The following is a 16,363-nucleotide window of genomic DNA, read 5'->3' as shown; positions in this document are numbered from 1 at the left end:
TTATCCACCAATTCCAATCAATTTCAATGCTGCTACTAACACAACTTCTGTTAGTAAAAAGTAAGCTACAAAAAACAGAACAAAGGATAAAACGATTGTTGTGTTTCGTGTCATTTCCTTACGAGTAGGCCATTTGATTTTATGGATTTCTTCTTTAATTCCAGCAAAACTAAACCAAGCCATAGCATTTACCTCCTATTTTGTCTCTCTATGTAATGTGTGTCTTCCACATCGTTTACAAAATTTTTTTATCTCAAGTCGTTCCGTAACACTTGAATGATTTCGAAAAGTAGAGTAGTTACGTGAAAGGCATTCAGTACATACCAAGATTACTTTTTCTCTTTTATTTGTCATTAAAAAACCCCACTTTCGTGCTCCCTAACTTTATCACAATCACAGTGGGGTGTCAATGAACTCACATGTGGGAAACATCGCGCATTGCTACAAGACGACGCCTCACTTTTTGGATGATATTATCCACATTTTTCGGTGAAATATTAAACCGATCTGCAATCTCACGATATCCAAATCCCTCTTCCCGCATTGTATAGATTATCCGTTCTTTTTCAGGGATCGATTCAAGTACTTTGCGTTCAATGCGACGTGCATCATGATAATGTGCAACCACAACCGGATCACTGGTGAGATCTTGCGTTTCAATCATATCAGCAAGATAAACGGATTTATCTTCTGTCACAAAGAGATCCAACGACCATTTACTATCCAAAAGTTTGTATGATTGTGATCGACATTTTCGTAGTGCGGTTCGCATCGTGGAGATTACGCAGAGATTTACATAATATGCAAATCCTACATCTTTTATTTCTTTGAAGGTATCAATGGCATCATAAAACCCTAAAAATCCTTCTTGAAACAAATCTTCGATATTAATCCCGATAGGCTTTTGTTGAGTATAAAGTTCATATGCTCTTTTCCAAAGCAAACGCTTGAACTTCCCCATTACAATATCCAATGCATCTTCACTGTTCTGGCGAATCATATAAAGATACTCAAAATCGCTTATCATGCAAATCCCCCCATACTGCATTATTTTCGGCGACGTACTATATCAAAGAGCAAAACACCCGTTGCGACGGATACATTTAGTGAATTGACGCTTCCCTGCATTGGAATCGTTGTTAATATATCGCACTCTTTCTTTACAAGACGTGAAATTCCTTTACCCTCAGAACCCACAATCAATACAAGTGGCATATCAACATTGAATTCAGTATAATCAACTGCTTCCACCGCATTCTCAGCAGCTACTACCCAATAACCCGCTTCTTTAAGTTCTGCGATAGCTTTAACCATATTTGTAACTTCCGCTACCTTTACCGTATTAATTGCACCTGTAGAAACTTTCGCAACCGCTGATGTTAAGCCAACACTTCGATGTTTTCCAACTACCACTCCATCTACACCACATGCATCACACGTTCTTAGAATTGCACCCAGATTATGTGGATCTTCAAGTTGATCACAGAGCACGATTAAATTGTTTTGAGCGCCTTGAATAATTTCTTGAAGTGAGTAATATTTGTAGTCTTGAATTTCTATCACGACACCTTGGTGCACACCATCAGCCATTTTATCCAATCGAAATTTATCGACAAATTGCGGTCTAATTCCGTGTTCTTTCGCAAGCGTCACAATTTCTTGATAATTTCCTTTATTGAATAAATATAAATTCTTTGGTTTCTGCCCACTTTTTAAATATGCAGTGACCGTATTTTTCCCAAAAATGTAATTCGACATTATATTTCCACCGTTTCTATATATTCTTTCCAAAGCGTGTCCAAACGTTCATGATGACCTTCCATATAAAGATATCCCCACAATGCTTCAAATCCCGTCGCAATACGATACGACATAACATCCGCATTTTTAGCCATTGATGCACTTTTGGTATTTCGGCCTCGTTTATAGATACCCATCTCTTCCTCAGAAAGTGCATTACCATCCAGTAATGTCTTCATGTAATCGGCTTGTGCCATGGCACTCACAAACTTAACCGAAGTTTCTTGTAATTGCTTTGTTTTCGTAATTCCTTGTTCTACCAGATATTGCCTCACTTGAAGGGATAAAACCGCATCACCCACAAAAGCCAAAACATTTCCTGAATGCATCATATTATAATAATCCTCGTTCCATGAGTTCGCTACGATAGCGGTCTGCGTCTTCAAAATCTTTGCGTGCTTTAGCATCATTCCATTGCTTAAACAGCGCTCTAGATTTGTCATCAAGGACAATTCTTGAATAAGCAATACCAAGAACATCCAACATTTTCTCCACAGTCACAATATATTTAGATACCCCTTCACCATTAATTTCACGTTGGCGCACTGCAGCATTTAATTGTTTCACGGTGTCAAACAGGACAACATTCGCATTCGCGACATTTAAATCATCCGCCATGGCGTCCATAAATTGATGATAGCGTACATCATCAAATTGTGGGCCAATATGATATTCCATCTTTTCAAGTTCAATATATGCTTTGTTTAGTCCTTGGAAGATCCGATCAAGTTTTTTCTGAGTTTGTTCAATAAGTTCTTCCGTAATATTTAATGTGAGACGATAATGTGTCGACATAAGCAACCACCGTGTAGCATTTTCACCCAATTTATCAATAAACTCTTGGGCCCACATAACATTACCGATTGACTTACTCATTTTTTCACCATCAATATTTAGCATCGCATTATGAATCCAATAATTCGCAAGATCATGATTATGGAGTGCACGGCATTGTGCTGATTCATTTTCGTGATGCGGGAATTTTAAATCTTGACCACCGCCATGAATATCGATAACCTCTTGTTTAAATTCATTCCCAATCATAACAACACACTCAGTATGCCAACCCGGTCTTCCTTTACCCCATGGTGCATCCCACTTAATGCCATTATCCTTTGTATCTTTCCACAATACAAAATCAAGAGGGTTTTCTTTGCTGCTGTTTTCCTCAATACGTGCACCTACCATCAATTCATCAATATTTTGTGAAGAAATGGAGCCGTATTCTTTTGCTTTAGACACACGAAAATAAACATCTCCATTGGATGCATACGCATAACCATGATCAATTAAGTCCTGAATAAACGCAATAATCTCTGGCATCGTACTTGTTACTTTTGGAGTTGCTTGAACGTAATCTGCATGAAGTCCTTTACGAACTTTTTCATAGGCCTCAATATAACGATTTGAAATAACCGATTCATCAACACCTTCTTCTAACGCTTTCTTAATGATTTTATCATCAACATCCGTGTAATTCGATACAAGTTTAACATCATACCCAAGTGCCGTTAGAACGCGTCGCAATAAGTCAAATACGACGATTGGGCGTGCATTTCCTATATGTGCATAGTTGTAAACAGTTGGTCCACAGACATACATGGATACCTTCCCTTCCTCAATCGGTGTAAACTCTTCAAGCGAATTTGATTTCGAATTATATAACTTCATAATAGCCTCCAAACCTTTGCAATAAGTATATCATAAATCGCCTTTATTTAGGCACACTTCAAATATAAAAAAAGCTATCCAAATGGATAGCTTTCAAGATCATAATTGAATCAATTAGAATTTTGAAGCAACGTAATGTGCTGTACGTACTAATTGGTTTGTGTATGATGCTTCGTTGTCATACCATGAAGCAACTTTAACTAAGTTTACACCACCGATTGATGAAACTTTAGTTTGTGTTGCATCAAATAATGAACCGTAGCTCATACCAATGATGTCTGTTGAAACAAGTTGTTCTTCAGTGTAACCGAATGACTCGTTAGTTGCTGCTTTCATAGCTGCGTTTACTTCTTCAACTGTTGTTGCTTTTTCAACTACTGCTACTAATTCAGTGATTGAACCAGTGATTACAGGAACACGGTGTGCTCCACCATCTAATTTACCTTGTAACTCAGGAATTACTAAACCGATTGCTTTAGCTGCTCCTGTTGAGTTAGGGATAATGCTTTGTGCAGCTGCACGTCCACGACGTAAGTCACCTTTAGGATGAGGACCATCTAATGTGTTTTGATCGTTTGTGTAAGCATGGATTGTTGTCATTGTTCCTGAAATAATACCATACTTGTCATTTAATACTGCAGCCATTGGAGCTAAGCAGTTTGTTGTACATGAAGCACCTGAGATAACTGTTTCGCTACCGTCAAGAATTTCATGGTTTGTGTTGTATACAACTGTTTTGATGTCGCCTGTTGCTGGAGCTGAGATAATAACTTTACGTGCTCCTGCTTCTAAGTGCATGCCAGCTTTTTCTTCTGTTGTGAAGAAACCTGTACATTCGATAACTACGTCAACACCAAGTTCTTTCCAAGGTAAGTTTTTAGGATCGCGTTCGCTTAAAACTTTGATTTCGTGTCCGTCGATTACGAAAGCTCCGTCTTTAACTTCGATATCATGTTCGAAACGTCCTTGTGCTGAATCATATTTTAATAAATGAGCTAATGTTGCTGCATCTGTTAAGTCGTTGATTGCCACGATTTCCATGTCTTTTGAACCTGTTAATAAACGTGTTGCTAAACGACCAATACGGCCGAAACCGTTAATTGCTACTTTAACTGTCATAGTGTCTATATCCTCCTTATAATTGACATTCTTATTATATACCATCTCAACCAATTGTCAATTGTGAGCCAACTAACAATCTATAAAAAATCCCTATTAAACAGTGGCTTCCCAAAGGCATGAAATGCCGAATACGCACTGATAATTTTTATATGATACAATCGTTCAAATAATTCTTTATCATTAACACGCGCAATAAGAAAAGGTGCCTTTACACGCTGAGCCTCTGTAAATATTTTATCCAGTCGCTCCGAAATTGAAGCATGAAGACGAACATCTTGAACAGAGCGCGAAACAAAGGCAAGAAGGCATACTAAAGAACCACTCTTATCATAACAGCACTCTAACACTTCTACCGAATGAGGCCCATTTGTAACAATTGCATAGGCAATTAAAACGCCATTTTCTTGAAGTCCAATAATTTGGCCGTTTTGTTCTCGCATTGTTTTTTTGAGTTTTCCAAAATAAACTTCGTCCCGTACAAAATTCGCAGTGAAATGACTTGTGAATCGTCGATATACTTCTAACAGACTTTCTGGGCTTGGATCTCTAACAATCCCTTCCATTCCTAATGCAGGAAGTGAAATTGCTGGGATTGTATAAATATAGTTTTCCACAACTGTCTCAAATCCAAATGGTTCAAACCATTCCGGATGATCTGTGTGACACAATGTAATGATATCTGTCTTTGAAACATCTTCTAAGATTGTTTCAATCAGTGTCGTCATCGTTTGAACCAAGACATTCGGTCTTATAAAACTCCCAACGAGATAGGAAGCTTTAATATTTTTATCATGTAACGATAGGACTTTATCATGAACTTGGATTGCAGCCAAAATCTCGTCATAATCATTTTGGGATACATAACATTGATCTTCATGATAAAAATTATTAAAATACGCATCGACTGCACCGCGATTGAGGTTTGGAAACGCATCTTTCCACAATAGATTTAATTGTTTTTTATCTGCAATAACTGCTTTCGAGATCATCAAGCATCCCCTCCCTTAATCACTATTTATTTTCTTGATCTGTGACATCACGTGTTGTATATTCTACATCGATAACATCGCCGTTATGATTATCCGAATACGATTGATCTGTATGCGAACTTTGACTCCCATAAAAATCTCGAGAAGATCCTCGAGGACGACGTACTTCTTGGATTACACGTACAATCGTACTAATAACCCAAATGATGACGACAATACCCAATAATTGGGGTAAAATCTTGATAATAATCATTGTTATAAAGAATAAAATTAAAAACGAAATAATAGAACCCATAATAAATACCGCCTTTTAATAATTATAACACGAAAAAAAATGTCAATACCACTTTTAGCGCGGTTCACTAATCATCACATAATGTCGGTTTGAAGTAGCGAATAGATACATATATCGATATAGCGTCCCGCTTCATACTCCGCTTGCCTCAACGTCCCCTCATACTTAAATCCTGTTTTATCCAAGAGTCGAATGCATCCTTGATTTTCAGGACAAACTTTTACTTGGAGTCGATTATAGTATTTGAAATTGAACGCATAATCAATTGCGTATTGTAATGCTTCCGAAAGAATTCCTTGATTCCAATATTCATATTTGAGTTTAAAACTGACTTCAATGCAGTTAAAATCCAGATCATAGTTATAACACCCTACATCGCCGATATAACAGTCATTTTTATCTGAAATAACCCAACGAAACCCATCAAAGCTGGTCTCAGATTCTTTAAAGCGATGGATTTCCTTTAATGCCTCGTCATGATCTTCAAAGCGACCCATTCCATAATATTTCGTAACACGTTCATCACACATTATCTGGAAAAGTTCGTGTGCATCATCATCACGAGCTTCTCTCAAGTTAAATTTTACACCTTCATAATGCATCAAGATGCTACCTCTTGGTCTAATTTATCTGCTAATTCAATTATTTTTTTAAAACGGTGTTGTAAACCTGATTTACTAATGGTTGCATTATGTTCTTCTTCATAGTATTCAATAAGCTCGTTCAAACTTGCTTCAGGATGATTCATGCGTAAATCACCCACTTGAATTAATCGCGCTTCAAGTTGATTGTAACGATTATGTTCAATAAGTTTGTAAATTGCGTCCAACTGTTGACTTCCGGCTTTAATGGCTTTGACCTCATTTGCAACTTCGCAATTATCAAGTCGTGTTAAGGAGTTTTTAAAATCGCGCTGAATGCGGATATCTTCAAATTCCAAAGTATTAACATGAGCTCCTGTTATTTTTAAGAAATCCGCAATTTGGTCTGCTGCCTTAACATAAACAACTTGACGATTGCGGCGGGTTGTTATTTTAGCGGTGATGTCAAAACGATTGAGTAGTTTTTGTAGATAACGCGCAAGTTCCTCGCCTTCACACGTTATTTCCATATGATAATTTGCAGTTGTTGGCGCATTAATGCTTCCACTTGCCAGAAATGCACCCGCAAGATAAGCACGCGCACAGCATTCTTTAAGTGTAATTACGCTATATGGTGTGCTTCGCATGCCTTTCGACGAATAAATTCCCAAATCTTCCAAGATTTCCATACCGCGATCCATAACACGGAGAACATAGACATTATTTTTCTTTAATTTTTGTTTTTTAACAACCGTCAAGTCAATTTCGACCTGGTAACGTTCTTTAAGAAGTGAAAACAATCGTTTCGCAATTGCTGCATTTTCAATCTCAATTTGAATTTGCATGCGCTTATTCGCAATAATCAAATTTGAATTGATTTGTAAGAATGCCGATAAGAATGCACGTTCACAACACTCGTGATAAATATTTGTGGATATTTCATGTTTTACTTCACTGCTAAAGGACATCCAATCACCTCCAGTATTTCATAGAATCCCTCACGCACACGATCATGATCATGACGGATTTTTCCATTCTCAAAATTCAATAAGTTTTGGTCTACAACGGTATACGTATGAACCGAACTTCTAAAGTAAATTGGATGAGAATCTTCATTTTCGTAGTTTTGAATTACATCAGAAGGAATTTCATCAACACAACGTACAACAAGATCGACAGGTTTTTCGATATGTTTTACAATTGCATTCACATGATCTTCCCCACTATAGCCATCTGTTTCTCCGGGCTGACTCATTGCATTGCAATAATACACAATCTTCCCATTACTTTTTTGCAGTGCTTCTTTTATTTCTGGAATGATGATATTTGGAAGAATTGAGGTATACAACGAACCAACACCTAATAAGATCACATCCGCTTCAAGAATGGCTTGAAGCGCCTGATCTGTTGCATGTACCGGCTCATCGTAGTAAACACAGTCAATTGAGTTCGCATATTTTGGAATATTCGATTCTCCGCGGACAATCGTTCCATCTTCCATCCGTGCACATAATGTAATGGTTTCTTCGGATGAAGGAATAATGTCACCTATCACATTTAAAACTTTTGAAACCGATGCAACCGCGTCCATAAAATCGCCAGTGGTGTCTGTAAGTGCCGTAAGGATTAAGTTCCCAAGATTATGACCTGCAAGGGTTGATCTTGAATCTTTACTAAAACGATAGTTCATAATTTGCGACAGCAAATTTTCCGACTCCGCTAAAGCAAGCATCACATTTCGAATATCACCCATAGCTGGAACATTAAAATCTTCTCGCAATCGCCCAGTACTACCACCATCATCAGCCACCGTAACAATCGCACTTAACTCCAGTGATTCTATATGTTTTAAACCTCTTAATAACGCAGATTGCCCTTTTCCACCACCAACTACCGCGACCTTCATTACTCTTTATCCTCGGGCATATCACGGTGGTCTTTTAAGGTATTATATTGTTTGTCATAATTTTCATAGAGCCAATTCACAATCGAAACAGATCGATGTTGACCACCTGTACAACCAATTGCAACAGTTAACAAGTGCTTTGACTCTTCGATATAACGTTCAAAGGCGTAATCTAAAAAGTGTGTTAGATATTTTAAAAATTCTTGTGTTTTTTCATCGTTGATTACGTAGTCAAAGACTGGTTTATCATTCCCCGTCATAGATCGCAGGGATTCTTCCCAATATGGATTGTTTAAGAATCGCACATCGAAAACAAGGTCTGCATCCATTGGAAGACCTTTACGATAACCAAACGAAATAAAGCTTAGGAATAAGGATTGATTTCCCTCTATTTTAAAGAACCGCTTAATGCGTGATGTTAGATTTTGTTGTGTTAAAAATGTTGTATCGATGATAATCGATGCGCGTGACTTAATATTTGAAAACTGTTCGATTTCCGCATCAATGGCCTCTTCAAGCCCATTTGCCAGATTCGCAACAATTAATGGGTGATTGCGTCGATTATACTTATAGCGTAGCAGAAGTTGTTCTTTACTCGCATCTAAAAACAAGACAATCAACTCACACTCTGAGTTCTTGAATGTACGATAGAAAACATCGAAATCTGCAGCATTCACACTTAACGCAAGATTGCTGTAAGTCCCATCTTTCATCGCCTCAATATCTCGTACAAGATCTTCAATCATAAATACTGGAAAACGATCAATACAATGATACCCCATGTCTTCTAAAACAGCCATGGCGCTTGTTTTCCCTGCACCTGATAGACCTGTGACTAAAACTACTTTTTGTTTTTCCATGTTCCACCTCTTACCCCAATTATAACAAAAATCTAAGGCTATGCCTTAGATTTAAGATCTTGTATATAGTGAAATGCATTTTGTGCTGCAATTGCACCATCACTTGTTGCAGTAACAATTTGACGTAAATGTTTTTGAATAACATCACCGGCTCCAAAGATGCCTGGAATTTCAGTTTCAAGTTGATTATTAACAATTAAATAACCTTCATTATCTAAAACATTTAAATCTTTTAGGAACCCTGTTGCTGGAGTCGCCCCAATGTAAGGGAAGACACCATCTGTTTCAATTACTAGTGGTTCTCCTGTTTCAACATGTTCAAATTTCATCCCTGTTATTTTCCCATCGCTATCGATATAATCAACGGGAATATGTTTTTTAATTACATTAATTTTATCGTTGCTAAATACTTGGCGTTGTGCTGAATCATCGCCTCGGAAGACATCTCTACGAATTACAAGATTAACTTCACTTGCAAACTGGGTTAAATAGACAGCTTCTTCAAGGGCTGAATTCCCCCCACCAATAACAACAACTTTTTTATCTCTAAAGAATGCACCGTCACACACTGCACAATAAGATAGGCCGTGACCTAAGAGTGCGTCATCTTTTTCAAATCCTAAAGTACGTTCATTTGTCCCCGTTGCAACGATGACAACATGAGCACGGTACTCCGATCCATCTTCAGTTTTGATTACTTTATAATCCCCTTCATCAACAATGCCATTGACATTCCCGTAAAGGTATTCTGTTCCATAAGCGGTCGAGTGCTCAAACATTTTCATCGATAAATCGACCCCCGCAATATTATCCACACCGGGATAGTTTTGGACTAAGTCCGTCTTAATCATTTTTCCACCTGGGGCTTCCGATTCCAACATTGCTGTTTTCAAGCCAGCGCGTCCTGCATAAACCGCTGCCGTCAAACCTGCTGGACCTGCTCCAATGATGACTACATCATAGTTATTGTCCATTCATGATCCTCCTTCAATATTTCTTTGATTTCCATTAAATCCGAAATCATACGATTCGGTTTACTTTCTTCTAAATCCTTCTCACGTATTTTATCAAATACATATCCGATAGTAAATGAACCTGCCCGCTGTCCTGCGAGAATATCTGAAGCAGTATCTCCAACATAAATTAATTGTCCACGATCTGCATGCATCAACTCGAGTGCTTTATCGATGCCCGCAGGATCGGCTTTTACGGGTTCAAATTGATCACATCCTAATACCACTTCAAAAAGTTCAGGGTTGATACCCGTTACTTCCATCCCAAGTTCAAGTGTCGATGTGATTTTATTTGAAACAACACCCATACGATATCCATCATTTTTAAGATCTTCCAATAATGGAATCGCATGTTCCATAGGAACAACATAAGCATCATGCAGCTCATGATTGATCCGACGGTATTCTTGGATTATTGACTCAATGTCAGCTTCTTCAAAATAGTTACTAAACGTATCATGAAGTGTTGGTCCTAAAAAGGATTTCATTTCTTGTTCGCTGAGTTTATACTCAGGCTTGTATGTTTCAAACACGCGACGGAACGTCTCCAAAATGCACGCTTGTGTATTCGCAATGGTTCCATCAAAATCAAATAGAATAATTGGTTTCTGACGTTTAAGGTATTTTTTAAAAAGTCCCATGTATCCAGCCACACCAAGTACTACAAAAATAATTGAAATAAATTGTGCAACTCGAATTGGACCAAACATTAAACTGTCTGATCGAAATCCCTCAATGATAAAGCGGGTTGCTCCATACCACATCATATATGCGAAAGTTAAGTCGCCGCGCTTAATCTTACTGAATCGTTTGAGTACAAATACAATCAGAATCCATCCAATAATATTTGCAACACTCTCATAGAGGAATGTTGGTTGACGGAATGCTCCATCAATATACATCATATCTTTAAACCAAATTGGAAAATGATTATAGAAGCTCTCTTGAACAACACGTCCATAAGCTTCCTTGTTCATAAAATTCCCCCATCGACCGATAGCTTGTGCAAGGAGAATATTTGGAATAATGAGATCTGCCCATTGAATAAAATTTAGACGTCGGCGCTTTGTAAACCAATAGCCAAATGCCACCCCTGCAATTAAACCCCCTTGAATCGCAAGTCCACCTTCATGGATTGCAAAGATGCGTAAAGGTTGAGAAAGGTATGTCTTAAATTCAAAAAACAAAACATACCAAAGACGCGCGCCCAGAAACCCCGCAATGAGCGAACCCATGAATAAATCTTCGATATCCTCTTTTTTATAACCTACTTTGAGTAAATTTCGTTGACTTATAGAATACGCTAGAAATGCACCAGACATTATCAGTATTGCATACCACGCAATACTTACAGGTCCAATTTGAACGAATGTTTGAGTATTTGGAAAAAACTTAATCATCAACTTGCTCCTTTGCTTGACGTTTAATAAAATCCATTACGCGCTCATCAAAAAGTTCTGCGCTATTAATTCCTCGTTGTTTAAGCATATGATCACGTACAGCGGATTCAACGAGTACTGACATATTACGACCTTCTTTCACCGGGAATACAAGGTGCGGTATTTTTAATCCCAATGCCTCATAAGGCAGTTGTTCTTCAATACCGGCTCTAAGGTATTGCTGGTTGTCATCCCATTTTGTAAACTCAATTACAAAGTTAATTTCTTCTTGTTCCAGATATGAGCGGACCCCAAACATCTGGCTGACATCGATAATTCCAATTCCGCGAATTTCGAGCATTCCACGTAATAACTCGGGGGCTGTTCCCATTATTTTATTTTTAACACGGGTAATATCTACACGATCATCGGCAATTAACGCATGACCACGTAAGACCAATTCAAGTGCGACTTCACTTTTACCCATACCACTCTCACCAATAATAAGTACACCTTTTCCAAAAACGTTCATTAAAACACCATGAACATTTCCTGTCGGTGCCAAGACCTCATCTAAAAACGTAACGATTTCCACCATGATATCTGAACTTGGTCGGTCTGTAACAAACACGGGGAAATTCTTTTTGTTCGCAACATTACGAAGGGTTGGCGGACATGGATTGCCACCTGTAATTAACGCGAACGGTGTTTCTTCATTCAAGATTGTATCAAATCGTTCGGCCTGTTCGGACTCATCCAATGTTTTGATAAATGAGGATTCTTTATTTCCAATTATGACTACACGTTTTGGTTCTGCATGTGCATAAAACCCCGTTAATTCCAAGCCAGGTCTGTTTGTATTCGGAAGAGTAATTCGTCGTTTTAACGATTCTCGGTCTCCCGCCACTTGTTCAAATCCAAAATGATGTACGAGTGTTTTTACACTGCATGAAACTCTTTCTTCCATAAACTACCCCTTTTCTAAGACCCCTTTAAGATAATGTCCAGTATAGCCGTCTTCGACTTGGCAAATGTCTTCAGGTGTACCACAAGCAACAAGTGTTCCACCGCCTTCACCGCCTTCTGGACCAAGGTCAATAACATAATCCGCATTTTTAATAACATCAAGGTTATGTTCAATCACAACTACGGTATCACCATTATCCACAATACGTTGTAATACTCCCGTTAGTTTTTCCACATCATAACTGTGTAAACCTGTTGTCGGTTCATCAAGAACAAACATCGTCTTCCCAGTAGAAGGTCTTTGAAGCTCACTCGCAAGTTTAACACGCTGTGCTTCACCTCCGGATAAAGTGGTTGCTGATTGACCCAGTTTAATATAACCCAGTCCGACATCCTGCAACGTTTCAAGTCCTTTTCGAATTTTTGAAATCGGTGCAAAGAATTCCGTCGCCTCATCGATACTCATATCAAGAATATCAAAAATTGTTTTTTCTTTATAATGAACTTGGAGTGTCTCATCGTTATAGCGCTTACCATCACATTCACTACATTTAACAAATACATCCGGTAAAAAGTGCATCGAAATCCGTTTGACTCCATCACCTTTACACATCTCACAACGGCCACCGGCAACATTAAAGGAGAATCTTCCTTTATCATAACCGCGCATTTTGGCCTCAGGTGTTTTCGCAAACAAGTCACGAATATCATCAAATACCCCTGTATAGGTTGCAGGGTTAGAACGTGGTGTACGTCCAATTGGATTTTGATCAATTGTAATTAATTTATCAATATTATCGAGACCTTTAATTTTTTTATGTTTACCAGGTTTTAAACGTTGTTTTCCAAGCGCATGATAAACGGTTTTGCTTAAGACCTCATTAACAAGTGACGACTTACCACTACCACTTACACCTGTAACTGCGATAAATGTTCCAAGTGGAAACTTAACATTAATTCCTTTTAAGTTATTTTCTTCCGCACCCATAATTTCGATTTTCTTTTTATTGCCTTTACGGCGTTTTTGAGGGGTAGGAATTCTTCGTTTACCACTTAGATACTGACCGGTAATTGAATTTTCGTTTTTTAAAATCGATTCTAGGGGGCCATTCGCAATAACTTCTCCACCCAGTGCGCCCGCTCCCGGTCCGATATCCACGATCCAGTCCGCAGCTTCCATCGTCTCCTCATCATGTTCCACAACAATCAAGGTATTCCCTAGATCACGCATGTTCTTTAGCGTCTCAATAAGACGCGCATTATCACGTTGATGTAGACCAATTGAGGGTTCATCTAAAACATAGAGCACGCCCGTAAGGCGCGACCCAATCTGGGTGGCAAGACGAATTCGTTGAGATTCTCCACCTGAAAGACTTCCTGCAATACGGTCTAACGTTAAGTACTCTAGTCCTACATCCTTAAGGAATGTTAGACGTGAGGCAATTTCTTTAATCACAAGTTCAGCAATATTTGCTTTCATCTCATCGAGTTCTAAATGATCCATAAAATGCAGTGCATCACCAATCGATTGTTCAGTAAATTGACTAATGTTTAATCCGCCTACGCGCACGCTTAAGGCTTCTTGATTCAGACGTGCACCATGGCACTCTGAACAGACAGCTTCACCCATAAACGAACCATACCATTCTCGCGATGATGAAGATGTCGTATCGCGATGACGTCGCTCAATTAAACTTACAACCCCTTCGATGGGTTCGTTACGGTGAAAACTATTTCCCGAACGCGATTCAATAACATATTTTACGGGCACAACACTTCCGTAGAGTAAAATATCCATTTGTTTTTTCGTTAATTTATTAATGGGTTTATCAATATCAACTTTCGCAAATTGAATGAGATGCTCAAATGTCTGCCACTCGATATTTTGTGAATTCACAATATTTTTATAGTATCGAATCCCACCTTCAGAAATCGACAAAGTCGGATCAGGAATTAAGAACTCAGGATCTACTGATTGCGTCATGCCTAAACCATTACAGTTGTGACATGCACCCATGGGTGAGTTGAAAGAAAAAAGACGTGGTTCGATGGATGCAATGCTGAATCCACACTCCGGGCACGCAAAATTACTTGAAAATACCATATTCTCGTCGCCATTTTTCACGAGTACAACTCCATTACTCAATTTTAAGGCAGTCTCTAATGAATCACTCAATCGATAACGGCTGTCTTCCTTCTTAACAATTCGGTCAATGACAACGTCGATATCATGGCGATTATTCTTTTCAAGTGCGACTTCTTCATCCAACATAACTAAAGCACCATCAATGTACGCACGGACATAACCTTCTTTACGAAGATGATCCAGTAAATCGCGATGTTCTCCCTTTTGTGCTTTCACAACCGGCGCCAAGATTTCAAGACGTGTTTTATCTTCAAGCATCATAATGCGATCCACCATCTGTTTAATCGTCTGAGACGTAATTTCGATATTATGCGTAGGGCAATAAGGGATACCCACTCGAGCATACAAAAGACGCAAGTAATCATAAATCTCCGTTACTGTTCCAACAGTGGAACGAGGATTATTACTTGTTGTTTTTTGATCAATTGCAATCGATGGAGAAAGTCCTTCAATTAACTCAACATCCGGCTTTTCCATATTTCCTAAGAACTGACGTGCATACGAACTGAGTGACTCGACATAACGACGCTGTCCTTCAGCATAAATCGTATCAAACGCTAAACTCGTTTTACCAGACCCAGAAAGGCCCGTCATAATTACAAGTTTATCTCTTGGAATCTCAAGGCTAATATTTTTTAGATTATTCTCTTTTGCACCTTTAATGACAATTTTATTGTTTTCCATATCTATCACCTACTGAACAAATTATAACATGTTTCTTAACTCCACAATACCGCTTTACTCACCGTTAATCTGATTTAAGACATAAGTTGAAACATCATGGTATTCATGACGATCATATACAAAAGTTCCATAATCTCCTACGCGATCAGCAACTACCGAGAAGATTGTAAGCATGGACTCCAACACAATGACACACTGCTCTTTTGAACTTAAGTTATACGTTGAAAGTAGCTTTTCCCACATACTCGAACTAATATATCGATCAAGATGTTTATAATTCTTCCCAACACTCAAGGAAAATTCTGTTTCAAATCCGACTTGCCACGTAATCATTTGAAGCAACATTCCGCGCATCAATGCAAGGTGGTCCATTGCGTAAATTGGCTCATGGCGCTTGATACCTTTAACGACATAAAAGGATAACCACAACATCTCATTAATACAGTCACGGTAACTTTGCTCACTTGGCTTACGAACCCAATAATCTTGATCACTTGCAGGAAGGACACCGGATATAATGGAATCCTTATCCAAAATGATGGATACTAAATGATCTTCCTGAAGATAATCTTCAAGATTCTCGATGGATACAAATGTGAAGTCGATACGAATCCCGTCTTCAAACTGAACCAAGTAATGATAGTCTCGAGACTGTGTTTGCCCAAACAGCGTAAAATCATCGGGTCTTTGCATCATCAATATCTTTCCAAAAGGTTCCAACCATGATTGATGATTTTTATAATATTCGATGTCATCGACTATGTATGCAATATCATAATCTTGCATTGCATCTTTTTCGATATTTTTATTTACCCGTGACCCATTCATCGCAACAATTCGAATCTGTGGACTTGATTCCGCTTCTTCCAAAATTACAGTCATAATTTCAGTTTCAGTTCGCATAGCACGCCTCCTCTGGTAATAAATAATTACCATTTTAAGAAACCCTAT

Annotated in this window: 18 protein-coding genes; all 18 read right to left on the bottom strand. The window is 38.3% G+C overall.

Annotation, left to right across the window (positions count from 1 at the left end; genetic code table 11):
• Window positions 1-183: a preprotein translocase subunit SecE gene (gene secE, locus EEI45_RS02530; RefSeq protein ID WP_125164028.1), complete on the bottom strand. Its 183-nt coding sequence runs from the start codon at window positions 181-183 to the stop codon at window positions 1-3.
• A gap of 12 nt (window positions 184-195) precedes the next feature.
• Complete coding sequence (rpmG, locus tag EEI45_RS02525; RefSeq protein WP_083913023.1) at window positions 196-354, bottom strand: 50S ribosomal protein L33; 159 nt, start codon at window positions 352-354, stop codon at window positions 196-198.
• A 61-nt stretch (window positions 355-415) separates the two neighbouring features.
• Window positions 416-1,027, bottom strand: a complete 612-nt coding sequence (locus EEI45_RS02520) for a sigma-70 family RNA polymerase sigma factor (RefSeq protein ID WP_125164027.1) — start codon at window positions 1,025-1,027, stop codon at window positions 416-418.
• A 20-nt stretch (window positions 1,028-1,047) separates the two neighbouring features.
• On the bottom strand, window positions 1,048-1,758 hold the full coding sequence (gene rlmB, locus EEI45_RS02515) for a 23S rRNA (guanosine(2251)-2'-O)-methyltransferase RlmB (protein WP_125164026.1): 711 nt from the start codon (window positions 1,756-1,758) through the stop codon (window positions 1,048-1,050).
• Complete coding sequence (locus tag EEI45_RS02510) at window positions 1,758-2,132, bottom strand: Mini-ribonuclease 3 (protein ID WP_125164025.1); 375 nt, start codon at window positions 2,130-2,132, stop codon at window positions 1,758-1,760. The genes rlmB and EEI45_RS02510 overlap by 1 nt, the downstream gene beginning before the upstream one ends.
• 1 nt (window position 2,133) lies before the next feature.
• A complete protein-coding gene (gene cysS / locus EEI45_RS02505) occupies window positions 2,134-3,471 on the bottom strand; it encodes a cysteine--tRNA ligase (RefSeq protein WP_125164024.1) in 1,338 nt (445 codons plus the stop codon).
• Between the two features lie 114 nt (window positions 3,472-3,585).
• Entirely contained in the window at window positions 3,586-4,590 is a 1,005-nt protein-coding gene (gene gap, locus EEI45_RS02500; protein WP_125164023.1) for a type I glyceraldehyde-3-phosphate dehydrogenase, read from the bottom strand.
• 80 nt (window positions 4,591-4,670) lie between these two features.
• Window positions 4,671-5,582 (bottom strand): GNAT family N-acetyltransferase, encoded by a 912-nt coding sequence (locus EEI45_RS02495; RefSeq protein ID WP_125164022.1) that lies wholly within the window; start codon window positions 5,580-5,582, stop codon window positions 4,671-4,673.
• Between the two features lie 22 nt (window positions 5,583-5,604).
• On the bottom strand, window positions 5,605-5,877 hold the full coding sequence (locus EEI45_RS02490) for a hypothetical protein (RefSeq protein ID WP_125164021.1): 273 nt from the start codon (window positions 5,875-5,877) through the stop codon (window positions 5,605-5,607).
• A 74-nt stretch (window positions 5,878-5,951) separates the two neighbouring features.
• Window positions 5,952-6,479, bottom strand: a complete 528-nt coding sequence (locus EEI45_RS02485; protein WP_125164901.1) for a GNAT family N-acetyltransferase — start codon at window positions 6,477-6,479, stop codon at window positions 5,952-5,954.
• Entirely contained in the window at window positions 6,479-7,426 is a 948-nt protein-coding gene (gene whiA, locus EEI45_RS02480; RefSeq protein WP_125164020.1) for a DNA-binding protein WhiA, read from the bottom strand. The genes EEI45_RS02485 and whiA overlap by 1 nt, the downstream gene beginning before the upstream one ends.
• Entirely contained in the window at window positions 7,405-8,364 is a 960-nt protein-coding gene (locus EEI45_RS02475; protein ID WP_125164019.1) for a gluconeogenesis factor YvcK family protein, read from the bottom strand. Before EEI45_RS02475 ends, whiA begins: the two co-directional genes overlap by 22 nt.
• On the bottom strand, window positions 8,364-9,224 hold the full coding sequence (rapZ, locus tag EEI45_RS02470; protein WP_125164018.1) for an RNase adapter RapZ: 861 nt from the start codon (window positions 9,222-9,224) through the stop codon (window positions 8,364-8,366). Before rapZ ends, EEI45_RS02475 begins: the two co-directional genes overlap by 1 nt.
• A gap of 38 nt (window positions 9,225-9,262) precedes the next feature.
• Window positions 9,263-10,198: an NAD(P)/FAD-dependent oxidoreductase gene (locus EEI45_RS02465; RefSeq protein WP_125164017.1), complete on the bottom strand. Its 936-nt coding sequence runs from the start codon at window positions 10,196-10,198 to the stop codon at window positions 9,263-9,265.
• Window positions 10,177-11,637: a prolipoprotein diacylglyceryl transferase gene (gene lgt, locus EEI45_RS02460; protein WP_125164016.1), complete on the bottom strand. Its 1,461-nt coding sequence runs from the start codon at window positions 11,635-11,637 to the stop codon at window positions 10,177-10,179. Before lgt ends, EEI45_RS02465 begins: the two co-directional genes overlap by 22 nt.
• Window positions 11,630-12,583, bottom strand: a complete 954-nt coding sequence (gene hprK / locus EEI45_RS02455) for an HPr(Ser) kinase/phosphatase (RefSeq protein ID WP_125164015.1) — start codon at window positions 12,581-12,583, stop codon at window positions 11,630-11,632. The genes lgt and hprK overlap by 8 nt, the downstream gene beginning before the upstream one ends.
• Window positions 12,584-12,586: 3 nt before the next feature.
• Window positions 12,587-15,412 (bottom strand): excinuclease ABC subunit UvrA, encoded by a 2,826-nt coding sequence (gene uvrA, locus EEI45_RS02450; protein ID WP_125164014.1) that lies wholly within the window; start codon window positions 15,410-15,412, stop codon window positions 12,587-12,589.
• Between the two features lie 54 nt (window positions 15,413-15,466).
• Complete coding sequence (locus EEI45_RS02445) at window positions 15,467-16,315, bottom strand: aminoglycoside 6-adenylyltransferase (RefSeq protein WP_125164013.1); 849 nt, start codon at window positions 16,313-16,315, stop codon at window positions 15,467-15,469.
• Window positions 16,316-16,363 lie beyond the last annotated feature (48 nt).

The sequence above is a fragment of the Erysipelothrix piscisicarius genome (assembly GCF_003931795.1).
In the GTDB taxonomy this organism is placed as follows: Bacteria; Bacillota_I; Bacilli_A; order Erysipelotrichales; family Erysipelotrichaceae; genus Erysipelothrix; species Erysipelothrix piscisicarius.
The sequence above is the reverse complement of the archived record's forward strand: the minus strand, read 5'-3'. Positions and strand labels throughout refer to the sequence as shown.

What these genes read in the sequence shown, in the direction of transcription:
- gap (WP_125164023.1), bottom strand. Translation starts at nt 4,590, where the DNA reads ATGACAGTTAAAGTAGCAATTAACGGTTTCGGCCGTATTGGTCGTTTA.
- EEI45_RS02510 (WP_125164025.1), bottom strand. Translation starts at nt 2,132, where the DNA reads ATGATGCATTCAGGAAATGTTTTGGCTTTTGTGGGTGATGCGGTTTTA.
- lgt (WP_125164016.1), bottom strand. Translation starts at nt 11,637, where the DNA reads ATGATTAAGTTTTTTCCAAATACTCAAACATTCGTTCAAATTGGACCT.
- EEI45_RS02485 (WP_125164901.1), bottom strand. Translation starts at nt 6,479, where the DNA reads ATGCATTATGAAGGTGTAAAATTTAACTTGAGAGAAGCTCGTGATGAT.
- EEI45_RS02520 (WP_125164027.1), bottom strand. Translation starts at nt 1,027, where the DNA reads ATGATAAGCGATTTTGAGTATCTTTATATGATTCGCCAGAACAGTGAA.
- EEI45_RS02465 (WP_125164017.1), bottom strand. Translation starts at nt 10,198, where the DNA reads ATGGACAATAACTATGATGTAGTCATCATTGGAGCAGGTCCAGCAGGT.
- cysS (WP_125164024.1), bottom strand. Translation starts at nt 3,471, where the DNA reads ATGAAGTTATATAATTCGAAATCAAATTCGCTTGAAGAGTTTACACCG.
- EEI45_RS02475 (WP_125164019.1), bottom strand. Translation starts at nt 8,364, where the DNA reads ATGAAGGTCGCGGTAGTTGGTGGTGGAAAAGGGCAATCTGCGTTATTA.
- whiA (WP_125164020.1), bottom strand. Translation starts at nt 7,426, where the DNA reads ATGTCCTTTAGCAGTGAAGTAAAACATGAAATATCCACAAATATTTAT.
- rapZ (WP_125164018.1), bottom strand. Translation starts at nt 9,224, where the DNA reads ATGGAAAAACAAAAAGTAGTTTTAGTCACAGGTCTATCAGGTGCAGGG.
- EEI45_RS02495 (WP_125164022.1), bottom strand. Translation starts at nt 5,582, where the DNA reads ATGATCTCGAAAGCAGTTATTGCAGATAAAAAACAATTAAATCTATTG.
- secE (WP_125164028.1), bottom strand. Translation starts at nt 183, where the DNA reads ATGGCTTGGTTTAGTTTTGCTGGAATTAAAGAAGAAATCCATAAAATC.
- uvrA (WP_125164014.1), bottom strand. Translation starts at nt 15,412, where the DNA reads ATGGAAAACAATAAAATTGTCATTAAAGGTGCAAAAGAGAATAATCTA.
- EEI45_RS02490 (WP_125164021.1), bottom strand. Translation starts at nt 5,877, where the DNA reads ATGGGTTCTATTATTTCGTTTTTAATTTTATTCTTTATAACAATGATT.
- rpmG (WP_083913023.1), bottom strand. Translation starts at nt 354, where the DNA reads ATGACAAATAAAAGAGAAAAAGTAATCTTGGTATGTACTGAATGCCTT.
- EEI45_RS02445 (WP_125164013.1), bottom strand. Translation starts at nt 16,315, where the DNA reads ATGCGAACTGAAACTGAAATTATGACTGTAATTTTGGAAGAAGCGGAA.
- hprK (WP_125164015.1), bottom strand. Translation starts at nt 12,583, where the DNA reads ATGGAAGAAAGAGTTTCATGCAGTGTAAAAACACTCGTACATCATTTT.
- rlmB (WP_125164026.1), bottom strand. Translation starts at nt 1,758, where the DNA reads ATGTCGAATTACATTTTTGGGAAAAATACGGTCACTGCATATTTAAAA.